Below are 24,459 nucleotides of genomic sequence, written 5' to 3'. Positions count from 1 at the left end.
CGGAGGAACCGTGACGACGACGTCCGTGCCGCCCACCCTCACGAGCGGCGAACCCACCCCGCACGACCCCACCCCCAGCACGACCCCGCAGCACGCCCCCGCGTCCGCCCTCGACACCGCGCACGCGCAGCTCGCCGGCGCGGTCGGGTTCCTCGGCTACGACGAGGGCCTGCACGAGATGCTCGCGACGCCGCGGCGCGAGGTGAACGTCGCCGTCCCGCTGCGGCGCGACGACGGCCGCACCGTCCTCTTCCACGGCTACCGCGTGCAGCACAACGTCTCGCGCGGCCCCGGCAAGGGCGGGCTGCGCTACTCCCCGAGCGTCGACATCGACGAGGTGCGCGCGCTCGCCATGTGGATGACGTGGAAGTGCGCCCTCGTCGACCTGCCGTACGGCGGGGCGAAGGGCGGCGTCGCGATCGACCCGCGCTGCTACTCCGAGGCCGAGCTCGAGCGCGTCACGCGCCGCTACACGTCGGAGATCATGCCGGTCATCGGCCCGGAGCGGGACATCATGGCGCCCGACATGGGCACGAGCGAGCAGACCATGGCCTGGGTCATGGACACCTACTCGGTGAACCAGGGCTACACGATCCCGGCCGTCGTGACCGGCAAGCCGATCACCGTGGGCGGGTCGCTCGGCCGCACGACGGCGACCAGCGCGGGGGTCGTGCACGTCACCGCCGCGGCGCTCGACGAGGCGGGCGTGCCGCTGTCCGACGTGAGCGTCGCGATCCAGGGCTTCGGCAAGGTCGGGTCGCACGCCGCCGCGATCTTCGCGGCCCGCGGGGCGCGCGTCGTCGCGGTGTCCGACCAGTACGGGGGCGTGTACGACCCGGACGGGCTGGACGTGCGCGGGCTGCTCGAGCACGTCGCCGCGACCGGCAGCGTGGTGGGGTTCGACCGCGCCGACCCGGTCGACAACGACGCGCTGCTCGCGCTCGACGTCGACGTGCTCGTCCCCGCCGCGGTCGAGGGCGTGCTCGACGGCGACACCGCGCGCACCGTGCGCGCCCGGTGGGTCGTCGAGGGCGCGAACGGTCCGACGACCGCGGAGGGCGACCGTGTCCTCACCAAGAACGGCGTGACGGTCGTGCCGGACGTGCTCGCGAACGCGGGCGGCGTCGTCGTGTCCTACTTCGAGTGGGTGCAGGCCAACCAGGCGTACTGGTGGACCGCGGAGGAGATCGGCGAGAAGCTCGAGCACCGCATGCTCCACGCGTACGAGGAGGTCGCGACCCTCGCGCGCCGCGAGGAGCTGAGCCTGCGGGACGCCGCGATCGTCATCGGCGTCCAGCGTGTGGCGGAGGCGCACCAGATCCGCGGCCTCTACCCCTGACCCGCGACGCTCGGCCCCGCCGAGCACGGTCTCCGCGACCGTCCTGGGCTCGATCCGGTCGCGGATCCCGTGCTCGGCGGGTGATCAGGCGCGCGCCGGGCGGGTCGCCGCGACGACCGCGGCGACGAGCGCGACCGCGGACGCGCCGACGGCCGCCCAGGCCACGGTGGCGTCCACGAGCTCGCCCTGGAAGCGCCCGACGGCGATCCACGCGAGACCCCACGACATCGCGAGGCCGATGCCGAGGGCGACCGCGCGACGCCCGGCGGCGAACGCCGCCCACGCGACCGACAGCGCCGCGGCGAGGACGACGAGCACGACGGACCAGCCCGTCGCGCCGAGGCCGAGCTCGCCGACGCCCGCGTCCGCGAGCGCCGCGGCGACGTTCGCGAGCGTCGCGACGCTCACCCAGCCGGTGTACAGGCCCGTCGTCCCGTCGAGGACGACGGCCTGCGCGGTCGACTCGGGCCGCCGGCGCACGAGCCGCACGACGACCACCGCGTCGACCGCGAGCAGCGCCGCGATGACGACGACGCTGAACGGGATCCACCCGGCCTGCACGACGCCGATCCACGCGGCGTTGAGGACCATGGAGACGAGGACCCACCACGCGGTCGCGCGCAGGCGCGGGCTGGTCGCCTGCCGCGGCAGCGCCTGGTAGACCGCGAACGCGAAGAGCCCGAGGTAGATCACGGACCAGATGCGGAACGCCGGGTTGTCGGGCGCCACGGGCGTCGCGGTCGAGGACAGCGCGCCTCCGGCGGTCTGCTCGACGGCCGTGCCGCCGAACGCGCCCGCGCCGTAGGCCGCGGCACCGGCGGCGACGAGCGAGCCGACGAGGACGACGACCTGACGGACGCGGTCGGAGGGCGCGGGCGCGGGGACGGCGCCCGCCGGGACGGCTGCGGTGGTCATGCTCCACCGTCGCATCGATCAGCATGCTGAGCATCCGGGGAGGGGCCGGCGGACGGAACTGGTGCCCCGGGCACACGGGCCACTATGCTCCGGCGCCAGACCGCCGCGCGGGTGCGGCGCATCGTGAGAGGCACGCCCATGACCACGACCCTGCGCGCCGCGCTGTCGGTCCTCCTCCTCGTCGGGTTCTACGTCCTCGCGCTCGGCGCCGTCGTCGGCCTCGGCGCGGCGACCGTGTGGGCTTTCTCGGAGCACGCGAGCGGTGGTGCCGCGAAGCTCGGGTTCTTCACGATCGTCGTCGCGGCAGGCCTCGTCGTCGCGCTCGTGCGCGTCGCCAGGGCGGAGAAGCAGGGACCGGGCGGGGTGCCGCTCGCCGAGCGCGACGCGCCCGAGCTCTGGGCCGCCGTCCGCGAGCTCGCGCAGGTCGCGGACACGCGCGCCCCCGACGAGATCCGGCTCGTCGCCGACGTCAACGCCGCCGTCAGCGAGGACACGCGCCTGCTCGGTCTCGTCGGCGGGACGCGCCGCCTGTACCTGGGCGTCCCGCTGCTGCAGGGCCTGACCGCCGCGCAGCTCCGCTCGGTCCTCGCGCACGAGCTCGGCCACTACTCCCGCTCGCACACGCGCCTCGGCCCGCTCGCCTACCGGGGCCGTGAGGCGATCATGGCGACGGTCGGGCAGCTCCAGGGGAACGTCGTCGGCTGGCTGCTCAAGCAGTACGCGAAGCTCTACGTCCTCGTGTCGGCAGCGGTCAGCCGCCGCCAGGAGCTCGAGGCCGACGAGCTGTCCGTGCGCGTCGCGGGCCGCGCGACCGCCCAGGCGGCGCTGCGCGAGGTCCCGGTGATCGACGCCGCGTGGGGCTTCTACACCAGCCAGTACGTCGGGCTCGGCTGGGAGCACGGCCTCGCCCCGACGCCGGCGGGCGTCTTCGGCGGTTTCGACGAGCTCCTGCGCGGCAGGGCCGGCGACCTCGCCGAGCTCCGGTCCGACGACGCGCCCGCCGAGCAGTCCGCGTGGGACACGCACCCGTCGATCGCGCGGCGCGTCGCCGCGATGGACACCATGCCCGACGGCGGCACGGTCGCCACGGACGAGCGGCGCGCCACCGCCCTCGTCCCGGGCTTCCCGACGTGGGCCGAGCGCGTCGCGGTCGAGGAGGTCGCGTTCGGGACGCGGGCGCAGCTCCCGTGGGACGCGCTCGTCGCGGCGGCGATGCCGATCCACGACCAGCGCACCGCGGACACGCTCTACCGCGCGGTGGGTCGCGCGGCCGGTCGCCCGCAGGGTGACCTGGCGACCCTGCTCGACCTGCTGGGCACCGGCCGCCTCGACGCGATCGCGCGCGACATCGTCCCCGGCGCCCCCGCCGAGGAGGCCCGGGACGCGATCACGGGGGCGATCTCCTCGGCCCTCGCGGCGGCCGCCGTCCGGTCCGGCGCGGCCCGGTGGCGCGCGTCGTGGACGGGACCGGCGACGCTCGAGACGCCCGACGGCACCGTCCTGGACCTGGCGGAGGTCGCGCGCCTCGCGGCCGACCCCGCGACCACCGCGGAGGCCCGCGCCCGGCTCGACGCCCTCGGCATCGACGTCGCGGGCGCGGTCCAGCAGACCGCGCAGGCGACCGCGCACGGCGGCGACGTCGTCGGCGGACTCGCGAACGTCAAGGTGGACGGGACGTACCACGACGTCCTGGTGCTGGACGTGGGGCTGATCCTGGCGCCCTGCCCCAAGAAGACGGAGGGCGGCAAGGCACGCCTCGTGGAGCTCCTGCGCTCGGCGCCCGTCGCCGACCTCGCCGCGCGGTACCGGTACGTGCCCTACGAGCAGATCGCCGCGGCCGCGATCCGCAAGGTCACGCCTGCGCGCGTCGACCTGGCGCTGCACGACGGCACGACCCTCACGCTCCACGAGACGTGGTCGGGCGAGCGGCTCACCAAGGACAGCGACGAGGCGCTCGTCGCGCACGTCGCGCCCTACGTCCGCGAGGGCGAGCCGAACACCGTCCCCGCGGGCTGACCCCCAGGAACGCCTGCGCCCCGCGGCCACGCCGAGAACGACCCCTACGCGCCGTCGAGCACGACATGAGGGTCGTCATCCACGGGATGACGACCCTCATGTCGTGCTCGGCGCCGTGGGGTCAGGACAGGGGCTGGCGGTCGGCCCAGGCCGTGAGCGTCGTGCGCGGGCCCGTGAAGAACGGGACCTCCTCGCGCACGTGGCGGCGGGCCTCCGTGGCGCGCAGCTCGCGCATGAGGTCGACGATCCGGTGCAGCTCGTCGGCCTCGAACGCGAGGATCCACTCGTAGTCGCCGAGCGCGAACGACGCGACCGTGTTGGCGCGCACCTCCGGGTAGTCCTTCGCCGCGAGGCCGTGGTCGCGCAGCATGGTGCGGCGCTCGGCATCGGGCAGGAGGTACCAGTCGTAGGAGCGCACGAACGGGTACACGCTGAGGTAGTCGCGCGGCGCCTCCCCCGCGAGGAACGCGGGCACGTGGCCGCGGTTGAACTCGGCCGGGCGGTGCAGCGCCGCGTTCGACCACACCGGCTCCAGGTGCGCCCCGAGGCCGCTCGCGCGCAGGCGCTGGTAGGCGCCCTGGACGGACTCGATCGTCGGGCCGTGCCACCACACCATGAGGTCGGCGTCCGAGCGCAGGCCCGCGACGTCGTACCAGCCGCGCACGACGAGGTCGCCGTCCGTCGCGGACGGGTCGTCACCGCCGCCGACGGCGGTCAGCGCGTCGGCCACGAGGCCCGCCCGCTCGTCGGCGTCGGCGGGCAGGGGCGCCGCCGTCGCGAAGACGGACCACATCGCGTAGCGGATGGTGGTGTTGATCTGCTCGTGGTCCGCGGGGACGCGCGCGGCGTCGTTCATCGGGGTTCCTCCCTGGTCGGTGCGGGATCTTCGCCGCGGTGGCTCAGCTGTGGATGTCCGTGCTGCACAGCGCGGGGACGCCGCTCGGCTCGCCGTCGCGACGCAGGCAGCAGCCCGGCGCGCACACCGACCGGAACGCCGGGAGGTCGCCGACGGTGGCCTCCTCGACGGCCTCGCCGCGCGCGAGGGCCGCGCGCTCGACGAGCAGGTCGACCAGCCCGCGCACGAACGGCTCGCGCGTGCCGACGGTCCCGGCACGGACCGCGGTCATCCCGAGCCCGGTCGCCGTCTCCATCGCCTCGGTGTCGAGGTCGTACGCGACCTCCATGTGGTCCGACACGAAGCCGATCGGCGAGAGCACGACGTCGCGGACGCCGTCCTGCGCGAGGGCCTCCAGGTGGTCGTTGACGTCGGGCTCGAGCCACGGCTGGCTCGGCGGCCCCGAGCGCGAGCAGTACGCGAGGTCCCACGCGACGTCGTGCCCGAGGCGCGCCGACACCTCGGCGGCGATCACGCGCGCGAGGTCGAGGTGCTGCTCCGAGTACGTCGCGTGCGAGACGCGCGACGCGGCCTCCATCGTGTCCGGGATGGAGTGCGTGACGAACACGAGGCGCGCGGCGGCGCCGTCGCCGCCCTTGGCCGCGAGCGCCGCGTAGCCGTCGAGGACGGCGTCGACGTTCGCCTGCGCGAAGCCGGGGTGGTTGAAGTAGGAGCGCACCTTGTCGAACTGCACGCCCGTCGAGCCGTCGGGGCCGAGCTGGCCGCGCCCGTCGAGCACGACCGCGAGGTCCTCGCGGTACTGACGGCACCCGGAGTACGACGAGTACGCCGACGTCACGAGCGCGACCGCGTTCTTCGCGCCCAGCGCCTCGAGCTCGTCGATCGCGTCGGTGGTGTACGGCTCCCAGTTGCGGTTGCCCCACACGACCGGCAGGTCGACGCCGCGGCGCGCGAGCTCGGCCTCGAGCGCCGCCTTGAGCGCGAGGTTCTGCTCGTTGATCGGACTCTTGCCGCCGAAGCCGTAGTAGTGCTCGCCGACCTCCTCGAGGCGCGAGTCCGGGATGCCCTTGCCCGCGGTGACGTTGCGCAGGAACGGCACGACGTCCTCGGGCTTGTTGGGCCCGCCGAACGAGTAGAGCAGCAGGGCGTCGTAGGGGCGCAGGTCGGGGGTGGGACCGGGGTCGACGTCGCTCGTGGGGGCGCTGGCGGACGCAGCGGGCGCGGCGGCCCGGCCCGTGTCGGCAGCGACGTCCTGGGGGGAGAACGGGGGCATGCTCCCGATCATGGCACCTGCTCCGACCCCCGCCCGCCCGGAAGCGGACCGGAGGGACGTGACATTGACGGGACAGAGTGTCACCTCGTCCGGTCACCTCGCCCGGCCCCCTAGACTCGGCCTCGCTCGCTCCTCGGGCCGGGCACCGGGCACCGTCGCCCGCCGCGCAGGATCGCCCGAGCCGGACGACGTGGAGGTGGAGCGGTGCCGCTCCCGGAGATCACCGAGCGCGTGCCGCTCACCCTGCCCGACGGCCTGCTCGACCGCCGCTCGATCGGCTGGGCGCGCCGGCCGCTCGTCGACACGTCCGGCGTCGCGCGGGACGGCCGCCGCCATGCGGGCCGGAACAAGCGCTGGGAGTACTGGGGCGTCGTCACCCCGACGCACGTGCTCTCGCTGACGGTGTCCTCGCTCGACTACGCGGCGGTGCACGAGGTCTGGGCACTGGACCGGGAGTCCGGCCGCACGTGGGGCGCGGGCGCGACCGTCGTGCCCGCGCGCGGCGTCGAGCTGCCCGGCTCGCTCGGCGACGGTCCCGCCCGCGCACGGGCGAAGAACCTCGCGATCGACCTCGACGAGGTCGACGGCGGGACGCGCCTGCGGGCGCGGACCCGCGACGTCTCGTTCGACGTCGTCGCCGAGCTGCCGCCCGGGCACGAGCGGCTCGCCGTCGTCGTGCCGTGGAGCGACTCGCGCTTCCAGTACACGGTCAAGGACGTCGCCCGCCCGGCGCACGGCACGCTGTGGGTCGACGGCCGGACGGTCGACGTTCCCGCCGGGTCGTCGTGGGCCGTCCTCGACCACGGCCGCGGGCGCTGGCCGTACGACGTCCGGTGGAACTGGGGCGCGGGCTCGGGCGAGAGCCACGGGCGGGTCGTCGGGATCCAGGTGGGCGGACGGTGGACCGTCGGCACGGGGTCGACCGAGAACGCGGTCCTCGTCGACGGGCGGATCCAGCACCTCCCCGACGAGCTCGCGTGGGACTACGACCTCGGCGACCCGCACCGGCCGTGGCGGGTCACCGGCGGCGGGCTCGACGCGACGTTCGAGCCCTTCCACACGAAGGTCACAAGGACGCACCTCGGCGTCGTGTCGTCGTCGACCGACCAGTGCTTCGGCCACTGGTCCGGCACGTTCACGCCACCCGCCGCGGGGACCGACGGCGACGCCGCACCGGAGCCGGTGCGGTTCGACGGCCTCGTCGGCTGGGCCGAGGAGGTCCACAACCGCTGGTGACAACCCGCCGTCGGGCCCCGCTCCCCCGACGACCCTGCTCTCGGTCGAGAACGACTTCGGTGTCGTCATCCCTCGGACGACGACACCGAAGTCGTGTTCGGCAGCGGGCCGAAGGTCAGCCCTTGACCGCTCCGCCCAGGCCGGCGCCCTGGAGGAACATGCGCTGGAAGACGAGGAACAGGCCCACCGGGATGAGCGTCGAGATCGCGAGGGCCGCGAGGAACACGCCGAGGTCGGTCGACGCCTCGATGGACGGCAGGCGCACGGACAGCGGCTGGATCGCCGGGTCCTTGAGGACCAGCAGCGGCCAGAGGAAGTCCTTCCACGCCGCGATGACCGCGAAGACCGAGACCACGCCGATGATCGGCTTGGACATCGGCAGCACGATCGACCAGAACAGCCGGTACGGCCCGGCGCCGTCCATGCGGGCGGCCTCGAACACCTCGCGCGGGAGGCTGTCGAAGAACCGCTGGACCAGCAGCACGTTGAACGCGCTCGCACCCGCCGGGAGCCACACGGCCCAGAAGCTGTTGATGAGCGACCGGCCCAGCAGCGGCGGGTCGAGGATCGTCAGGTACAGCGGGACGAGCAGCACGATCGCGGGGACGAACATGGTCGACAGGACGAGCGCCTGGACGACCTTCCCGTACTTCGGCCGCAGGACGGACAGCGCGTAGCCGCCCGTCGTCGCGACGAGGATCTGCGACGCCCACGACCCGACCGCGAGCCAGATCGTGTTGAGGAAGTACCGGCTGACCTGGACGTCGTTCCACGCCTTGTCGAGGTTGTCCCACGCGATGCCGTTCGGGAAGATCGCCATCGGGGTGCGCAGGATGTCCTGGGTCGGCGTGACGGCGTACTTGGCGAGCAGCAGCATCGGGCCGAGCCCGGCGACCACGAGGATCACGAGCAGCAGCACGTGCGTGCTGCCCATCCCCCACCGGATCGACGGGCGGCGCCAGTCCGCCTCGGAGAGCGCGCCACGGTCCTCGACGCCGTCGAGCGCCTTGCGACGGCGGGCGCGCACCCTGCGGCGCTCGGACTCGCGCCGGGAGCGGCTCGCCTCGGCGGCGCGTCGGGCCGTGCCCGTGCCGTCCGTCGGGACCGCCGGCGTGCTGTCGGCCGACGCCGCGGAGTCCTGCGAGACGACGCCGATCTCGCTCGGGTTGTCGGTGGGCGAGAGAGTCATGACGTGCTCCAGGACCGGGTGAGCCGGAAGTAGAGGATCGAGAAGACCGCGAGGACGGCCGCGAGCATGATCGACAGCGCGGTCGCGGCCCCGTAGTCGCCGCCGAGGCTGTTCTGGAAGGCGTAGCGGTAGATGAGCAGCAGGATCGTCAGGGTCGCGTTGTTCGGCCCGCCGCCCGTGAACAGGTAGGGCTCGAGGAACACCTGCGCGGTCCCGATGACCTGGAGGATCAGCGTGATGAACAGGACGCCGCGCAGGGCCGGGAGCGTGACGTGCCAGATCTTGCGCCACAGCCCCGCGCCGTCCACCTCGGAGGCGTCGTAGAGCTCGGGCGGCACGCTCGTCAGGGCGGCGAGGTAGATGATGATCGTCCCGCCCGCGCCGGCCCACGTGGCGGCGAGCACCAGCGACGGCATGGCCGTCGAGGCGTCCTGGAGCCACGGGTACGGGCCGAGGCCGACCCAGCCGAGGATCGTGTTGAACACGCCCGTCGGGCTGCCGTTGTAGAAGAACTTCCACAGCAGCACGGCGACGACCGGCGGCACGACGACCGGCAGGTAGGCGAGCGCGGAGTACAGCCCGCGCGCCCGGCGGACCTCGCGCATGAGGACGGCCGCGATCAGCGGGATCGGGTACCCGAACAGGAGCGCGAGGAACGCGAAGTACAGCGTGTTCTTCACGGCCTTCCACAGGAGCGGGTCGTTCAGCACCTGACGGAAGTTGTCGAGCCCGACGAACGTCGGGTCGCTCACGAGGTTCGTCTCCTGGAAGCTCATGATCACCGCGCGCACGATGGGGAACCACGAGAAGACGCCGAAGATCAGGATGAGCGGCAGCAGGAACACGAGGTTGCTCAGGCCGCCGCCACGGAACCACGTCACGGGGCTGCGGCGTCGGCCGTCGCGGTCGGCCCGCGCGTGGGAGGCGGGTCCCCGTCGCGGCGGGGCGGTGGTGGCGGTCACGGGCGAACGTCCTTCGGTGCGGTGGGGAGGTGCCCGACGACGCGAGGTGCGTCGCGCCGTCGGGCACCGGCGGGGTTCGGGTCGGCCGGCAGGGGGCGCTGCCGGCCGACCCGGGTCTGCGGGTCGCGCGGCCCGTACGGACCGTGAGACCGCGGGGCGTCAGCCCTGGTCGAGCAGGGCCTGCGCCTCGGTGTTCGCCTGCTCCAGCAGCGCGTCCACGTCGGCGTTCTCGTCCGTCAGGACGGCCTGGACGACCGGGTCGAGCAGCGCGTAGATCTCCTGCGTCTTCTGCGACGGCTCACCGACGAGCGGCAGGTCGAACATCGTGTCCGTGTAGCTCGTCATCTGGTCGAGCGGGACGTTGATGTAGTCCTTGATCCACTCCTGGTTCTGCTCGTACTGCTCCTGGGAGAACATCGGCAGGACCGGGGTGCCCACGGGCTGGTCGTTCGCGACGAGCGTCTCGGCGTCGGCGACCGCGCGCTTCTCGTCGACGAGCTTGGCGAGGTAGAAGAAGTCGATCCACTTGATCGCGGCCTCCTTCTTGGACTCGTCCACGTTGGCCGGCATCGCGGCGAGCGTGCCGCCCGTGAGGACGCCCGCGTCGTCGCCCTCGAGCGGGAGCGCCGCGAGGCCGTAGGTGGCGGGGTCGACCGCGTTCGTCTGGACGAGCGACGTGAAGACGTCGGAGCCCGACGTGTACATGGCGACCTGGCCGGCGGCGAACGCCTGGTTCATCGTGCCCCAGTCGAGGAGGAAGTTGCTCCCGAGGGAGTTGTCCTCCCAGCGCATGGCCTTGAGCCACTCGAGCGCTTCCTTGGTGCCGTCGTTGGTGAGCGTGGAGGTGGCGGTCCCGTCCTCCGCGACCTCCTGCGTGCGGCCACCGCGCGCGAACGTGTTGACCGTGAGCTGCCAGCCACCCGTGTTGTTCTGCGACATCTGCATGTAGCCCGCGACGCCGGGGTTGGCGTCCGCGATCTTCTTCGCGTCCTCGCGGACCTCGTCCCACGTGGTCGGCGGCTGGTCGGGGTCGAGCCCGGCCGACTCGAAGAGCGCGCGGTTGTAGTGCAGGCCCACGCCGTAGACGTTCTTCGCGGGGATCGCGTAGACGTGGCCGTCGGCGCCCGTCCCGGCCTCGATGATCGCCGGGTTGAACTTGTCGGCGTAGGGCAGGGTGCGGAACTGCTCGTCGAGGTCGGCGAGCTGGCCGTTCTCGACGAGCGTCTTCGCGTCGGTGAACGGGATCTCGAAGACGTCGGGCAGCGTGCCGCCGGCGAGCTGGGGGGCGAACGTCGTCGCCTTCCACTCGTACTCCTCCGGCACGATGTCGATGTCCGGGTTCGCGGCCTCGAACTCCTCGACCTGCGCGTTGAAGGCGTCGATCGCCTCCTGCTCGGAGCCCGGGAGGAGGGAGACCACCTTGAGGGTGACCTTCCCGTCGCCGTCCGAGCCGCTGCTCTCGTCGTCGCTGCCCGAGCCGCCGCTCGAGCACGCGGCGAGCGTGCTGATCGCGAGCGCCCCCGCGAGGGTGAAGGCGATCGCCTGACGTGTGGACTTCATCGTCACTCCTGTGTTCCGGTGGTGCTGGTTGGGTGTGCTGGGTGGGTGCTGGGTGTCCGGGCCGACCGGCTCGCGGCCCGGGGACTGGTGGCGGTCAGGCCGCGTGCCGGCCCGTGCGCGGTGTCATGCGCGCAGCCAGACCGCGGTGTCGGGGGCGAGGCGCGTCGGTGGCTCCGACACGTCCGCCCCGTGCGAGGTGCCGCTGTGGAGGAGGACCTCGGCGTCCGCGGGCAGCGGCACGTCCTCGGCCCCGAGGTTGACGACGCACGTGACCGCGCGGTCGTCGTCACCGCGGGTGTCCTCGCGGACGAACGCGAGCACGTCGTCGCCGAGCGCGACCCCGCCCAGGGAGTCGAGCCAGCGGAACGCCTCGCCGTGCAGTGCGGGCTCGGCGCGCCGCGTCGCGAGGACGCGGCGGTAGAGCGCGAGCATCGACGTCTCGTCGTCGGCCTGCGCCTCGACCGAGAGCTCCCCCCAGCCCGCGGGCTGGGGCAGCCAGGGCCGCGCGCCGCCGTCGGGCCCGAACCCGTTGCTCGTGCCGCCGCGCGTCCACGGGAGCGGGACGCGGCAGCCGTCGCGGCCGGGGTCGACGCCGTCGGAGCGGAAGTGCATGGGGTCCTGGATCGCGTCGAGCGGCAGGTCCTCGACCTCGGGAAGCCCGAGCTCGTCGCCCTGGTAGAGGTAGAGCGAGCCGGGCAGCGCGGCGGAGAGCAGCGCGGCGGCGCGGGCCCGACGGCGCCCGGTCTCCAGGTCCGTCGGCGTGCCGAAGCGCTTGGTCGCGAACGCGAACGAGCTGTCCTCGCGGCCGTACCGCGTCACCGGGCGCGTGACGTCGTGGTTCGAGAGCACCCACGTCGCGGGCGCCGCGACCGGGGCGTGCGCGTCGAGCGTCGTCTGCACGGACTCGCGCAGCGCCTTCGCGTCCCACGGGCGGGCCATGAAGTCGAAGTTGAACGCCGTGTGCATCTCGTCCGGGCGCAGGTACTGGGCGAACCGGGCACGGTCCGCGAGCCACACCTCGCCCACGAGCACGCGGGGCTCCTCGTAGGAGTCCGCGACGGCGCGCCAGCCGCGGTAGATGTCGTGGAGCTCGTCGCGGTCGACGTGCGGGTGCTCGCCCGGGCCGGGGTGGGCCGGGACCTCGGGCAGCGCCGGGTCCTTGACGAGCTGGGCCGCCGAGTCGATGCGGATGCCCGCGGCGCCGCGGTCGAACCAGAACCGCAGGATGTCCTCGTGCTCGCGGCGCACGTCGGGGTGGTTCCAGTTGAGGTCCGGCTGCTCGGGCGCGAACACGTGCAGGTACCACTCGCCGGGCGTGCCGTCGGGGTTCGTCGTGCGCGTCCACGTGCTGCCCTGGAACTCCGAGACCCAGCGCGTCGGGATCTGGGACCCGTCCTCGCCCTTGCCCGGGTGGAACCAGAAGCGCTCGCGCTCGGGCGACCCGGGGCCGGCGGCGAGGGCGGCCTTGAACCACTCGTGCTCGGACGAGACGTGGTTGGGGACGACGTCGATGATCGTGCGGATGCCGAGCTCGCGCGCCTCCGCGATGAGCTGCTCCGCCTCGGCGAGCGAGCCGAACTGGGGGTCGATCGCGCGGTAGTCCGCGACGTCGTAGCCGCCGTCGGCGAGCGGCGACACGTACCAGGGGGTGAACCAGATCGCGTCGACGCCGAGGTCGCGCAGGTAGGTGAGGTGCTGGCGGACACCCGCGAGGTCGCCCGTGCCGTCGCCGTTCCCGTCCGCGAAGCTGCGCACGTACACCTGGTAGATCACGGCGCTGCGCCACCAGTCGGGCGACGCCGCCCCCGGCTCCCGCACCGCCTGCGCGAGGGTCGCGTCGGGGATGGGTTCGCCGTCGGCGACTCGGGGGTGATCGTTGCTCACCGCGTCCTCTTCCGTGAGTTCGTGGGCTGCACGTCCGTGGGTCCGTGCCTTCGCCAGCTGCTGCGCACTGCGTCCGTTCCGACCGGGTGGGTCCCCGGGACGGCCGTCGTGCACCGGGTGCCCGACCGCGCCGTCGTGGACGACTGTAACTAGACGACAGGATGCGCGCAAGAATCTGACAGCACCGTTATCGAAACGCTATCTCTCGACGTCGAGAGACCTACGCCCGCTTGCGAAGCCCTCCTCGCGGGAGCCCGCCCGCGCCGACGACGCGTCCCGCCGGCGCCGAACCCGGGCTCTCTCCCCACGCACGAGCACGGGTCAGGAGAGATCCCGGGTTCGACGTCGACGCGAGGGCACGACGACGAGGGCCCCGGGCCGGCGCGCGAGCGGCCGGGCCGAGGCCCTGGAGGGGTGGGGTGCAGGCTAGGAGGAGGTGGCCTCGCGGCCGGCGGCGTGCGCGGCGGCGGTCGAGCCGCGCACGACGAGCTCGGGCTCGAACAGGAGCTCGTCGCGCGAGACGTCGGCGCCGGCGATCATGCTCGCGAGCAGGTCGACGGCGGCCCGGCCCATCGGCTCGATGGGCTGGCGGACCGTCGTCAGCGCCGGGTCGGTGGAGTTCATGAGGTTCGAGTCGTCGTAGCCGACGACGGAGACGTCGCTCGGCACGTCGAGACCCGCGCGCCGCACCGCGCGGACGGCGCCGAGGGCGAGCGGGTCGCTCGCGCAGACGATCGCCGTCGCGCCGGCCTCGAGCAGCCGGTTCGCCGCGGCCTGCCCGCTCTCGAGCGAGTACTGGCTGTGCACGACGAGCGCCGGGTCGAGCACGTGGCCCTGCCGCTCGGCGAACGCCTGCGCCGCGGCGAGCTTGCGCTCGGACGGCACGTGGTCCGCCGGCCCGAGCAGCAGGCCGACCTTCTCGTGGCCGAGCGAGAGCACGTGGCCGAGCGCCTGGTTCATCGCGACGAGGTCGTCGCACGAGACGCGGGGGAAGTCGAGGTCCTCGATCGAGGCGTTCATGAGCACCACCGGCAGGCCGAGCTTCTCGAGGCGGCGGAAGTGCGCGTGGTCGGCCAGGCGCTCGGCGTAGAAGCCGCCCGCGAAGATCACGCCCGACACGTGCTGCCCCAGGAGCAGGTCGATGTACTCGGCCTCCGTCACGCCGCCCGCGGTCCGCGTGCACAGCACCGGGGTGAAGCCCTGCTGCGCGAGCGCGCCGCCGATGACCTCGGCGAACGCCGGGAAGATCGGGTTGACGAGCTCGGGGAGCACGAGCCCCACGAGGCGCCCGCGCTCGCCGCGCAGCTTGGTCGGCCGCTCGTAGCCGAGCACGTCGAGCGCGGTGAGCACCGCGTCGCGCGTCGCCTGCGACACGCCGGGCTTCCCGTTGAGCACGCGGCTCACCGTGGCCTCGCTGACACCGACCTTGGTGGCGACCTCCGCCAGACGTCTCGACATGCCGTCGACTATACGCGCCATTGCAAGCCGCTTGCGTGATTCCGGCCCACCCGAACGCACGCTTGCGTCAAGACGGTTCGCGCGGCTCCCCGCCGCCCCACGCCTCTGCCGAACACGACATGACGGTCGTTCTGGCGCTCATACCGACCGCCATGTCGTGCTCGGCGCGGGGTCGGGGCGTGGTCGGGGCGTGGTCGGGACGGGACGGGGGTGGGGGCGGCGCGGGTGGGGGTGAGGGGTGGGGAGTCGACGGGGGTTGCGGCTAGGCTCGTTCGGTGTCCTTTCAAAAGGTGCCCGCGCCACGCCCCGAGCCCATCACGGACCCCTTCGGGATCCTCCCTGCTCCGGTGGCGCTGACGCCCGGCGCAGGGACGACGGCGATCCTCGACGGGACGCGGGTCGTCGCGGACCCGGCGCTGCGCGCCGCCGCCCGCTGGTGGCGCCGTACGACCGAGGACGCCTTCGGCCTCGATCTCGTGCCGGCCGGTCCCTCGACCCCTCTCCCCGTCGGGCCCCCGACCCCGCTCCCGGTCGACCGCACGGCACCAGCGTCCTCCGACGCCCCTCCCGTGGTGAGGTTCGGGCTCGACGGCGACCTGCCGCCGTCGGGCTACCGCCTCACGGTCGACGCCGCCGGGGTCCGCGTGGACGCCGGCGACCTCGACGGCGCCCACGCCGCCGCGCAGACGCTCCGCCAGCTCGCCGGCCCGGGCGCGTTCCGCCGCGCCCCGGCCGACGCCGCGGCCACGCCGACGCTCGCCCTCCCGCACGTCACGATCGCCGACCACCCCCGGTTCCCCTGGCGCGGCGTGCTGCTCGACGTCGCGCGCCACTTCCTGCCCACGGCCGACGTCCTGCGGTTCGTCGACCTCGCCGCCGCGCACCGGCTCAACGTGCTGCAGCTCCACCTCACCGACGACCAGGGCTGGCGCATGGAGATCGCGCGCTACCCCCGGCTCACCGAGGTCGGGGCGTGGCGCAGCGAGTCGGGCGTCGGCACGTGGCGCGCCGGTGTCTTCGACGGCCGCCCGCACGGCGGCTTCTACACGCAGGACGACCTGCGCGAGATCGTCGCGTACGCGCGCGAGCGCGGCGTGACGGTCGTGCCGGAGATCGACGCCCCGGGTCACGTCGAGGCCGCCGTGGCGGCGTACCCGGAGCTCGGCACGCGCAAGCAGCCGCACGAGGTCCGCACCACGTGGGGGGTGAGCACAGAGGTGCTCGACCCGTCCGAGGAGTCGCTGACGTTCTTCCGGCACGTGCTCGACGAGGTGCTCGAGGTGTTCGACGCGCCGTTCGTCGCGATCGGCGGCGACGAGGTGCCGACGACGCTGTGGCGCGAGAACCCCACGATCGTGGCGCGCGCCGAGGCGCTCGGCCTCGACGACGTCGGCGGGCTGCACGGCTGGTTCCTCGCTCGGCTCGCGGAGCACGTCGCGTCGCGCGGGCGCCGCGCGGTCGTGTGGGACGAGGCGTTCGGCCCCGCGCTCCCGCGCGACGTGGTCGTGACGTCGTGGCGCGGCTGGGCGGTCGGGGCGGACGCGCTCGCCGCGGGCCACGACGTCGTCATGGCCCCGGAGCAGGTCGTCTACCTCGACCACCGCGGCGGCGACACCCCGGACGAGCCGGTGCCCGTCGGCTTCCTCACGACCCTCGACGACGTGTACGCGTTCGAGCCGCTGCCGTCGGAGCTCGCCGGCTCGCGAGCGGACTCGGAGCCCCACGGGAGCGGCGACCGGCCGGGCGCCCTGCTCGGCGGCCAGGCCGAGCTCTGGTCCGAGCACCTCGACTCCGCCCGCCGGGTCGACTACGCCGCGTTCCCGCGCCTCGCGGCGTTCGCGGAGGTCATGTGGTCACCCGAGGCCGACCGGTCCCCCGGCTCGCCCGCGTCGCGCGCGTTCCGCGAGCGACTGGTGACGCATCACCTGCCGCGCCTCGACGCGGCCGGCGTGGAGTACCGCCCGCTCGACGGGCCGCACCCGTGGCAGACTCGCCCGGGCGTCGCGGGTTGGCCGCGCGACCGCGCGGCCGAGCTCGCCGCGGGCGGCCTGCGCGGTGTGGGCGGCTGGGTCGAGGGCCGCGACGAGGACGAGGGAGGCCCCGCGTGAGCGCGCTCGTGGTCCGTGGCGCCCGGCTGGTCGGGTCCGACGGCGGTGCCTCCTCTCCGGTGGACGTGACGGTCCGTGGGGGCCGGGTCGAGAGCGTCGGCCCTGCGGCCGGGGCGCGGGCGTTGCCCGAGGATGTGGTGGTGCTCGACGCGGGCGGGCGGCTGGTGCTGCCGGGGTTCGTGGACGCGCACGTGCACGGCGAGGCCGCGGTCCTGGACGAGGACGTGCAGCTCGCGATGCTGCGTCAGGGCGTGACGAGCGTCGTGGTCGGGCAGGACGGGGTGTCCTACGCGCCCTCGCCCGCCCCGGGCCAGGCCCGCGGCCCGGGCGAGGCCCGCGGCCCGGGCGAGGCACGCGGTCCGGGCGCCGAGACGGCGTCGGGCCTGCACGACGCCGCGGCCTGGGCGAGCGGGTACTTCGCCGCGATCAACGGCACCCACCCCACCTTCCGCGGCGGGTCCGTCGCCGACCTCCTCGCGACCTACGACCGCACGACCCGGGTCAACGTCGGCTACCTCGCCCCGCACGGCACGATCCGCTACGCGGTCCTGGGCCCCGCGGCCCGCCCCGCGACGCCCGCCGAGACCGACCGCATGCACGCCCTGCTCACCACCGCGCTCGACGACGGCGCCCTCGGGATGTCGACCGGCCTGGAGTACGTCCCGGCCACGTACGCCGACGAGACCGAGCTCGTCGCCCTCACCAGCATCCTCGCCGCCCGCGGCCTCCCCCACGTGTCGCACATGCGCGGCTACGAAGACAAAGCCGGGCCCGCGTTCGCCGAGCTCGTGCGCCTCGCGCGCGCGACGGGCGTCGCGACCCACGTCTCGCACTACCACGGCCCCGCCGCCGAGCTGCTCGGGTACGTCGAGGACGCCCACGCCCAAGGCCTGGACGTCACCTTCGACTCCTACCCCTACCTGCGCGGCTGCTCCATCCTGTCCATGGTGTCCCTGCCCACCTGGCTGCCCGTCGCCGACGTCGACGCGACCGTGACCGCCCTGACCGACCCCGCCATCCTGGACCGCCTGCACCGCGAGCACTTCCCCACCCTGACCGACCTGTGGCCCCGCATCACCATGGCCGCCGTCCCCACCGGCACCGCCGCCGGAGCCCCCGACGCCCGACCCGCCGAGGACCTGACCTGGACCGAGGGCATGACCCTGCCCGACGTCGCCGCCCACCTGGGCCTGACCCCCGCCGACGCCGCCGTGCACCTGCTCGTCGCGACCCGCCTGCGCGCCTCGTGCGTGTTCGCCCAACCCCCGACCAACTCACCCGACTCCGTGCGCGCCCTGCTACGCCACCCGGCGCACGTCGGCGGGTCCGACGCGATCTACGCGCCCGTCGCAGGCGGCGGCCGACCCCACCCGCGCGGCTGGGGCGCCTTCGCGCGCTTCCTCGCCGAGCACGTGCGTACGCTCGGGGACTGGACCTGGCACGACGCCGTCACGCACCTGTCCACCCGACCCGCCGCACGGTTCGCCCTCGCCGGGCGCGGCACGGTGGCGCCCGGCGCGGTCGCGGACCTCGCCCTCGTCGACCCCGACCGGGTGCGCGACGAAGCGACCTACGAAGAACCACGCCGCCCGGCGTCCGGCGTGGACGACGTGCTCGTCGCGGGCGTGCCCGTCCTGCGCGACGGCTCGCTCACCACCGCCCTGCCGGGCCGGCCGCTGCGTCCGGGCACCGGCGTGCGGTCGGCGTGACCCGCCTGCCCGCCCCGTCCAGCACGAGAGCCCCACTCCCGAGGAGGATCACATGACCGGCACGACGGACGACGCCGCGCGTCCCGCACCCGACCGACCCTGGGCGGGCGACGTCGTCGGGCCCCGGACCAAGGGGTTGCGGCTCGACGCCCCGGCGACCGTCGCGGACGTGCTCGCGGGCTCGCCGCGCGTCACGGACGGCGCGTTCTCCTGGCCGCTGCTCACGCTCGACGACGCGACGCTCGATCACAACGTCGGCGTCGTCGCGCGCGTGTGCGCGGAGCGCGGCGTCGAGCACGCGCCGCACGTGAAGACGACGATGTCGCGCGCGCTCTACGCGCGCCAGGCCACGGCGGGCGCGTGGGGGGCGACGGTCGCGACGCCGTCGCAGCTGCGCACCGTGCGGGACTGGGGCGTGCCGCGCGTGCTGCTCGCGAACGAGCTGCTCGACCCGCGCGAGATCGCCTGGCTGCGCGACGACCTGACCGGTGTGGTCGACGGCTCCCCCGACGAGGTGTGGCTGTGCGTGGACTCGCCGCACGGCGTCGACCTCCTCGCGCGCGGGCTCGCGGACGCGCCCGCCGCCGTGCGGGCGCGCGTCGGCGTGCTCGTCGAGCTCGGCGTCCCGGGCGGGCGCACGGGCGTGCGCAGCACCGCGGCCGCGCTCGACCTCGCGCGCGCGGTGCGGGCGTCGGGTCTGAGGCTGCTGGGCGTCACCGGGTACGAGGGCTCGGTCGCGGGCGGCACGAGCGACGACGAGCTCGCCGCCGTCGCCGCGTGGTGCGACGGGCTGCGCGACCTCGGCGCGACGTTCGTGCGCGAGGGCCTCGCGGGCGTCGACGAGCCGCTCGTCCTGTCGGCGGGCGGCAGCTCGTTCCTCGACGTCGTGCTCGCCGAGCTGCCCGGGCCGGTCGTCGGCGCGGACGGCCGCGAGGTCGAGGTCCGCGTCGTCGTGCGCTCGGGCGCCTACGTCACGCACGACCACGGCTTCTACTCGCGCACCGACCCGTGGAGCCGCATCCCCGGCTCAGAGCAGCTCCGGGGCGCCGCGACGGTCTGGGGCCAGGTGCTGTCCGTCCCGGAGCCGGGTCTCGCGATCTGCGGCATCGGGCGCCGCGACGTGTCGTTCGACATCGACCTGCCCGTCGCGCTGTGGCTGCGCACGCAGTCCGACGACGGCTGGCTGCCCGCGCGCGAGCTCGCCGGGACGCGCGTCACCGCGCTCAACGACCAGCACCTCTACCTCGCGCTCGACGCCGGCGAGGCCGGGGCCAGCCACGTGACCGGCCCCGCGACCGCCCAGGTCCGCCCGGGCGACGTCGTCGGGTTCGGCATCTCCCACCCGTGCACGACGTTCGACCGCTGGCGCGTGGCGGCGGTCGTGCGCGGCGACGAGGTCGTCGACCTCGCGACCGTCGACCTCTGACCATCGCCCGAGACCACGCTCACCCCCCGCGACCCCCGAACGACCGAGAGGACACCATGACCAGCGAGAAGACCGCGATCTCGACCCCCGACGCCCCGGCGCCCGCCCACACGTTCCACCAGGGCGTGCGCAAGGGCCCGTTCGTCCAGGTCTCCGGCCAGGGCCCCGTCGACCCCGCGACGAACGAGTACCTGTACCCCGGTGACGTCGCCGCGCAGACCACGCGCACGCTCGAGAACGTGCGCGCGATCGTCGAGGCCTCCGGCGCGACGTTCGACGACGTCGTCATGCTGCGCGTCTACCTCACGAAGCGCGAGGACTTCCCGATCATGAACGACGCCTACGGCGCGTTCGTCGCGCAGCACACCACGAAGGGCGTGCTCCCCAGCCGCACCACGGTCTTCACGGGCCTGCCGCGCGAGGAGATGCTCGTCGAGATCGACGCCTTCGCGATCACGGACTGATCCCCGCCCCGCACTGTGGGCGTGACATGGGCCCGGTTCTCGGTCGAGAACCGGGCCCATGTCACGCCCACAGCGGGTCGGCGGGTCAGAGGAGGTGTGCGAGCAGGATGCGCACGCCCAGCAGGACGAGCACGGCGCCGCCCGCAACGGTCGCCCAGCGGCCCAGGCGCTCGCCCACACGGGCGCCGATCCGCACCCCCAGGGCGGACAGCACGAGCGTCACGGCGCCCACGAGGACGACCGCGGGCACGATCGGGACGCCGAGCACCGCGAACGTGACGCCCGACGCGGCGGCGTCGATCGAGGTCGCGATCGCCAGCGGGAGCAGCACCCGGTAGGCCACGCGGGGGCGGGTGACGGGCAGCGCGAGCGTCGCGACGGCGGCCGGCTCGCCAGGCGTCCCGGCTTCCCCGCCGGCGGCCCGCTCGTCCGCCGGCCCCTCCACGTGCTCGACGGCGTGCTCGGCCTCGTCCTGGAGGCCCTCCTTGACCATGTGCGCGCCCACGAACGCGAGCATCCCGAAGGCGATCCACGGCGCGACGCCGGAGACCGCGTCGGCGAACCACGTGGACAGCGCCCAGCCGGCGAGCGGCATGAGCGCCTGGAAGAGGCCGAAGAGGACCGCGACGCGCGCGGTCTCGCGCCACGTCGGGCGGCGCATCCGGGTGCCCTGCGCGAGCGCCACGGCGAACGCGTCCGCCGCGAGCGCGACCGCGACGACCGCGAGCTCGAGAATTCCCACGAGAAAGCAGCCTAGAAAGCGCCCGAGGAATGCGTCCAGGTGCGTCGTGGTGACGCTGGTCTCGGCATTTCCGGACGTGGATTCCGGCATTCCCGGACGCGCATTCCCGCATTCCTGGATGCGGGTGCCCGCAACCTCGGGTACGGGCGTCCGCGGCGCCCGGCCACGCCCGCGTGGGAGGCCACGCGTAGCGTGCGCGGCGGAGGTGACGATGCTCGCGACGATCGCCGTGGAGGGGTACCGCTCCCTGCGCAGCCTCGTGCTGCCGCTCGACCGGCTGACGGTCGTGACCGGGGCCAACGGGACCGGGAAGTCGAGTCTGTACCGCGCGCTGCGCCTGCTCGCGGAGTGCGCGCTCGGGGGCGCGGTGGGGGCGGTCGCGCGCGAGGGCGGGCTGCGCTCGACGCTGTGGGCCGGGCCGGAGCAGGGCGGCAGCCGCGCGCTGCGTGACGGTGGCCCGGTGCAGGGCACGCGGCGGACCGCGCCCGTCGCGCTGCGGCTGGGGTTCGCGGGCGGCGCACCGGGCGACCTCGGCTACGCCGTCGACCTGGGGCTCCCGCAGCACCCCGGGTCGGCGTTCGGGCTCGACCCCGAGATCAAGGTCGAGACGGTCTGGTCCGGTCCCTCCCCGCGTCCCGCGACGCTCCAGGTCGAGCGGCGCGGGCCCGCGGTCCGCGTGCGGGACGACGCCGGACGCTGGGTCTCCACCCCCGCCCGGCTCCGGTCGTTCGACAGCGTGCTCACCGAGCTCGTCGACCCGGTGGGCGCGCCGGAGGTCGTCGCGGTGCGGGAAACGCTGCGCTCGTGGCGGTTCTACGACCAGCTGCGCACCGACGCCGGCGCCCCGGCGCGCGCGCCGCAGGTCGGCACCCGCACGCCGGTCCTCGCGCACGACGGCGCGGACCTCGCGGCCGCGCTCGAGACCGTCCGCGACCTCGGCCGCGGCGACGAGCTCGACGCCGCCGTGTCCCGCGCGTTCCCCGGGAGCCGGCTCGCGGTGCACGCCGACGACGGACGGTTCGAGATCGCCCTCCACCAGCACGGGCTGCTGCGACCCCTCACGGGCGCCGAGCTGAGCGACGGCACGCTGCGGTACCTGTTCCTCGTCGCCGCGCTGCTCTCGCCGCGCCCGCCCGAGCTCCTCGTGCTCAACGAGCCCGAGACGAGCCTGCACCCGGACCTGCTGCCCGCGCTCGGCACGCTCGTGCACGCCGCGGCCCGGGAGACGCAGGTCGTCGTGGTGACCCACGCGACGCCGCTCGTCGAGGCGCTGCGGGACGCGACGGCGTCAGGCACGGCCGACCTGCCGGGCTCCGACGAGCTCCTCGAGGTCGAGCTCGTCCGCTCACCGTTCGGCGAGACGACGGTCGCCGGGCGCGAGGGCCTGCTCGACCAGCCGCCGTGGACCTGGCCCCGGCGGTGACGCCGGCGGCGCGGACCTCGGGCTCGAGCCCCGCCCCGGAGCGGCGGTCAGCGCCGCGAGGCGACGTGGAGGCTCGTGACCGTCGCGGCGAGGTCGGTCAGCCGGGAGGCCGTCCGGTCGAGCAGCTCGTCGAGCTCGATGGGGCCGGGGGCGATGCTGAACGCCGCGGCGATGCCGGCGTCGCGCGCCTGGTGCGCCGGCAGCAGCACGCGCCCCGCGAGGACGACGACCGGCGGACGGTGCGGTGCCTCGGCGGCGAGCGCGCCCATCGCGTCGGCGACCTTGCCGTTGACCGACTGCGAGTCGAACGACCCCTCGCCCGTGACGACCAGGTCCGCACGGCGGATCGCGTCCGGCAGCCCGACGGCCTCGGCGACGAGGCGCGCGCCGGGCTCGAGCTCCGCGCCGAGGACGCCGACCATCGCCGCGGGCACGCCGCCCGCCGCGCCCGCCCCCGCGAGCTCGGACACGTCGAACCCGGCCTCCTCGACCAGCACGCCCGCCCAGCGGCGCAGCGCGTCGTCGAGGAACGCGACGTCGGCCTCCTGGGCGCCCTTCTGCGGGCCGAACACGTGCGCCGCGCCGCGCTCGCCGTGCAGCGGGTTGGTCACGTCGACCGCGAGGCGCCAGCGCACGTCGCGGGCGCGCGGGTGCAGCCCGGACAGGTCGAGGCGCGCGACCCGCGCGAGCCCCTCGCCGCCGTCGGGCACCTGGTCCCCGGCGGCGTCCAGGAGCCGCGCGCCGAGGCCGGTGAGGATGCCCGCGCCGCCGTCGGTCGACGCCGACCCGCCGAGGCACACGATCACCTCGTCCACGCCCGCGTCGAGCACGGCCGCGGCCGCCGCGCCGGTGCCGAGCGTGTGCGCGTGCAGGGGCTGCAGCGCGACGTCGCTCACCTGCGGCAGGCCGCTCGCCTCCGCGAGCTCCACGACGCCCAGCCGCCCGTCGGCGGAGACCCCGTACCGCGCGGTGCGCGGACGTCCGATCGCGTCGACGGTCGCGACCTCGCGCGCCGGTACGCCCCACACGGCGAGGAGCGCGTCGAGGGTGCCCTCGCCGCCGTCGGCCATGGGCAGCTCGACGACCTCGGCGTCGGGGACGACGCCGCGCACCCCGGCGGCGACGGCGTGCGCGACGTCCGCGGCGCTCAGGCTGCCCTTGAACGAGTCGGGCGCGACGACGACGCGCAGCGGGCCGTCGGGGCGCTGCGGGGAACCGGTCTGGATGGTGCTCGGCGTTGAGGACACGCTTCGCATCCTAGGCAGCGCGGGACCTCCCGGTCCGCCCGGGAACGGACGGACCGGACGTGTTTCCCGCCACAGCGCTCACGGACGCCGCCCGTCCGCCGGTGGCTCGGGGACGGCCTCGCGCACCACGTCGGGGATCGTCTGCTGGGCCGCGCGCAACCGCTCGAGGAGCTCGCCGAGGGTCGTGAGATCGTCGTCGTCGAGCGCCCCGCCCACGTAGGTCGCGATGGCTCGCGCGTGCGCGCGCCCGGTCGCCCGCTGGAGGTCCCGGCCCGCCCGCGTGAGCCGGACGAGCGTGCCGCGCGCGTCGTCGGGCGCGGACGTCCGCTCGACGAGGCCGCGCGTCGCGAGCCGGTCGACCATGCGGCTCAGCGACGGCTGGCTGAGCAGGATGTAGACGTTGAGGTCGCGCAGGCGCATCCCCTCGTCCGGGCCCTTGGTGAGCGAGAAGAGCACGTCGTACTCGCGCAGGGTGAGGCCGTCCCAGACCGGGTCGGCCTGCAGCCGGCGCATGACGGTGACCTGCGCCCGGAAGAGCGACTCCCACGTCTCCACGGCGAGCCGCGGGCTCCCGTGACCAGGCGCCGTGACGGGCTCGTCCTCGCGCCGGCCCTGCTCGACCATGACACCCCCGGACGGCTCGATCGATGCG

General features: G+C 74.7%; 19 protein-coding genes. 8 read left to right on the top strand and 11 right to left on the bottom strand.

The window, feature by feature from the left end; translation table 11 throughout:
* The first annotated feature begins 10 nt into the window (after positions 1-10).
* Complete coding sequence (locus tag NHH00_RS13850) at positions 11-1,339, top strand: Glu/Leu/Phe/Val family dehydrogenase (protein ID WP_374615006.1); 1,329 nt, start codon at positions 11-13, stop codon at positions 1,337-1,339.
* An 84-nt stretch (positions 1,340-1,423) separates the two neighbouring features.
* On the opposite strand, the gene NHH00_RS13845 is transcribed toward NHH00_RS13850, so the two are convergent.
* Positions 1,424-2,254, bottom strand: a complete 831-nt coding sequence (locus NHH00_RS13845; protein WP_253053084.1) for a tryptophan-rich sensory protein — start codon at positions 2,252-2,254, stop codon at positions 1,424-1,426.
* 138 nt (positions 2,255-2,392) lie between these two features.
* Between NHH00_RS13845 and NHH00_RS13840 the strand changes: the two genes are divergently transcribed.
* Positions 2,393-4,270, top strand: coding sequence for a M48 family metallopeptidase (locus tag NHH00_RS13840; protein ID WP_253053082.1), 1,878 nt, complete (start codon positions 2,393-2,395; stop codon positions 4,268-4,270).
* Between the two features lie 121 nt (positions 4,271-4,391).
* On the opposite strand, the gene hemQ is transcribed toward NHH00_RS13840, so the two are convergent.
* Both hemQ and NHH00_RS13830 read right to left on the bottom strand, forming a co-directional pair.
* Positions 4,392-5,126: a hydrogen peroxide-dependent heme synthase gene (gene hemQ, locus NHH00_RS13835; RefSeq protein ID WP_253053080.1), complete on the bottom strand. Its 735-nt coding sequence runs from the start codon at positions 5,124-5,126 to the stop codon at positions 4,392-4,394.
* 43 nt (positions 5,127-5,169) lie between these two features.
* Positions 5,170-6,399: a ferrochelatase gene (locus NHH00_RS13830; RefSeq protein WP_253053078.1), complete on the bottom strand. Its 1,230-nt coding sequence runs from the start codon at positions 6,397-6,399 to the stop codon at positions 5,170-5,172.
* Positions 6,400-6,603: 204 nt separating this feature from the next.
* Between NHH00_RS13830 and NHH00_RS13825 the strand changes: the two genes are divergently transcribed.
* The gene (locus NHH00_RS13825; RefSeq protein WP_253053076.1) at positions 6,604-7,635 is read left to right on the top strand and encodes a DUF2804 domain-containing protein; all 1,032 of its coding nucleotides are present in this window, start codon (positions 6,604-6,606) and stop codon (positions 7,633-7,635) included.
* Between the two features lie 115 nt (positions 7,636-7,750).
* Here NHH00_RS13825 and NHH00_RS13820 read toward each other — a convergent pair whose 3' ends face one another.
* The 5 genes from NHH00_RS13820 to NHH00_RS13800 form a co-directional block, all read right to left on the bottom strand.
* The gene (locus NHH00_RS13820; protein ID WP_253053074.1) at positions 7,751-8,824 is read right to left on the bottom strand and encodes a carbohydrate ABC transporter permease; all 1,074 of its coding nucleotides are present in this window, start codon (positions 8,822-8,824) and stop codon (positions 7,751-7,753) included.
* Entirely contained in the window at positions 8,821-9,786 is a 966-nt protein-coding gene (locus NHH00_RS13815) for a carbohydrate ABC transporter permease (RefSeq protein ID WP_374615002.1), read from the bottom strand. Before NHH00_RS13815 ends, NHH00_RS13820 begins: the two co-directional genes overlap by 4 nt.
* 159 nt (positions 9,787-9,945) lie before the next feature.
* A complete protein-coding gene (locus tag NHH00_RS13810) occupies positions 9,946-11,346 on the bottom strand; it encodes an ABC transporter substrate-binding protein (RefSeq protein ID WP_253053072.1) in 1,401 nt (466 codons plus the stop codon).
* Positions 11,347-11,469: 123 nt separating this feature from the next.
* Complete coding sequence (locus tag NHH00_RS13805; RefSeq protein ID WP_253053693.1) at positions 11,470-13,164, bottom strand: glycoside hydrolase family 13 protein; 1,695 nt, start codon at positions 13,162-13,164, stop codon at positions 11,470-11,472.
* Between the two features lie 492 nt (positions 13,165-13,656).
* A complete protein-coding gene (locus NHH00_RS13800; protein WP_253053070.1) occupies positions 13,657-14,688 on the bottom strand; it encodes a LacI family DNA-binding transcriptional regulator in 1,032 nt (343 codons plus the stop codon).
* A 275-nt stretch (positions 14,689-14,963) separates the two neighbouring features.
* On the opposite strand from NHH00_RS13800, the gene NHH00_RS13795 reads away from it, so the two are divergent.
* Genes NHH00_RS13795 through NHH00_RS13780 form a run of 4 tightly spaced genes read left to right on the top strand, consistent with a single transcriptional unit; the run spans position 14,964 to position 20,395 of the window.
* Positions 14,964-16,796, top strand: coding sequence for a beta-N-acetylhexosaminidase (locus NHH00_RS13795; RefSeq protein ID WP_253053068.1), 1,833 nt, complete (start codon positions 14,964-14,966; stop codon positions 16,794-16,796).
* On the top strand, positions 16,793-18,505 hold the full coding sequence (locus NHH00_RS13790; protein WP_253053066.1) for an N-acyl-D-amino-acid deacylase family protein: 1,713 nt from the start codon (positions 16,793-16,795) through the stop codon (positions 18,503-18,505). The genes NHH00_RS13795 and NHH00_RS13790 overlap by 4 nt, the downstream gene beginning before the upstream one ends.
* 52 nt (positions 18,506-18,557) lie before the next feature.
* Entirely contained in the window at positions 18,558-19,931 is a 1,374-nt protein-coding gene (locus tag NHH00_RS13785) for an alanine racemase (protein ID WP_253053064.1), read from the top strand.
* Positions 19,932-19,987: 56 nt separating this feature from the next.
* Positions 19,988-20,395 (top strand): RidA family protein, encoded by a 408-nt coding sequence (locus NHH00_RS13780; protein ID WP_087469635.1) that lies wholly within the window; start codon positions 19,988-19,990, stop codon positions 20,393-20,395.
* A gap of 85 nt (positions 20,396-20,480) precedes the next feature.
* Here the strand turns inward: NHH00_RS13780 and NHH00_RS13775 are convergent, their stop codons facing one another.
* Complete coding sequence (locus tag NHH00_RS13775) at positions 20,481-21,137, bottom strand: manganese efflux pump MntP (RefSeq protein ID WP_253053063.1); 657 nt, start codon at positions 21,135-21,137, stop codon at positions 20,481-20,483.
* Between the two features lie 211 nt (positions 21,138-21,348).
* Between NHH00_RS13775 and NHH00_RS13770 the strand changes: the two genes are divergently transcribed.
* Positions 21,349-22,560 (top strand): AAA family ATPase, encoded by a 1,212-nt coding sequence (locus tag NHH00_RS13770; protein WP_253053061.1) that lies wholly within the window; start codon positions 21,349-21,351, stop codon positions 22,558-22,560.
* Between the two features lie 47 nt (positions 22,561-22,607).
* Here the strand turns inward: NHH00_RS13770 and NHH00_RS13765 are convergent, their stop codons facing one another.
* Positions 22,608-23,816 (bottom strand): glycerate kinase, encoded by a 1,209-nt coding sequence (locus NHH00_RS13765; protein WP_374614998.1) that lies wholly within the window; start codon positions 23,814-23,816, stop codon positions 22,608-22,610.
* A 69-nt stretch (positions 23,817-23,885) separates the two neighbouring features.
* Complete coding sequence (locus NHH00_RS13760) at positions 23,886-24,431, bottom strand: MarR family winged helix-turn-helix transcriptional regulator (protein WP_253053057.1); 546 nt, start codon at positions 24,429-24,431, stop codon at positions 23,886-23,888.
* Positions 24,432-24,459: the final 28 nt, after the last annotated feature.

Origin of the sequence: Cellulosimicrobium cellulans, assembly GCF_024124905.1 — a bacterium.
GTDB lineage: Bacteria > Actinomycetota > Actinomycetes > Actinomycetales > Cellulomonadaceae > Cellulosimicrobium > Cellulosimicrobium cellulans_G.
This window is presented reverse-complemented; position numbering and strand designations above follow the sequence as displayed.

What these genes read in the sequence shown, in the direction of transcription:
- NHH00_RS13845 (WP_253053084.1), bottom strand. Translation starts at nt 2,254, where the DNA reads ATGACCACCGCAGCCGTCCCGGCGGGCGCCGTCCCCGCGCCCGCGCCC.
- NHH00_RS13840 (WP_253053082.1), top strand. Translation starts at nt 2,393, where the DNA reads ATGACCACGACCCTGCGCGCCGCGCTGTCGGTCCTCCTCCTCGTCGGG.
- hemQ (WP_253053080.1), bottom strand. Translation starts at nt 5,126, where the DNA reads ATGAACGACGCCGCGCGCGTCCCCGCGGACCACGAGCAGATCAACACC.
- NHH00_RS13830 (WP_253053078.1), bottom strand. Translation starts at nt 6,399, where the DNA reads ATGCCCCCGTTCTCCCCCCAGGACGTCGCTGCCGACACGGGCCGGGCC.
- NHH00_RS13820 (WP_253053074.1), bottom strand. Translation starts at nt 8,824, where the DNA reads ATGACTCTCTCGCCCACCGACAACCCGAGCGAGATCGGCGTCGTCTCG.
- NHH00_RS13810 (WP_253053072.1), bottom strand. Translation starts at nt 11,346, where the DNA reads ATGAAGTCCACACGTCAGGCGATCGCCTTCACCCTCGCGGGGGCGCTC.
- NHH00_RS13800 (WP_253053070.1), bottom strand. Translation starts at nt 14,688, where the DNA reads ATGTCGAGACGTCTGGCGGAGGTCGCCACCAAGGTCGGTGTCAGCGAG.
- NHH00_RS13785 (WP_253053064.1), top strand. Translation starts at nt 18,558, where the DNA reads ATGACCGGCACGACGGACGACGCCGCGCGTCCCGCACCCGACCGACCC.
- NHH00_RS13780 (WP_087469635.1), top strand. Translation starts at nt 19,988, where the DNA reads ATGACCAGCGAGAAGACCGCGATCTCGACCCCCGACGCCCCGGCGCCC.
- NHH00_RS13770 (WP_253053061.1), top strand. Translation starts at nt 21,349, where the DNA reads ATGCTCGCGACGATCGCCGTGGAGGGGTACCGCTCCCTGCGCAGCCTC.
- NHH00_RS13765 (WP_374614998.1), bottom strand. Translation starts at nt 23,816, where the DNA reads ATGCGAAGCGTGTCCTCAACGCCGAGCACCATCCAGACCGGTTCCCCG.
- NHH00_RS13760 (WP_253053057.1), bottom strand. Translation starts at nt 24,431, where the DNA reads ATGGTCGAGCAGGGCCGGCGCGAGGACGAGCCCGTCACGGCGCCTGGT.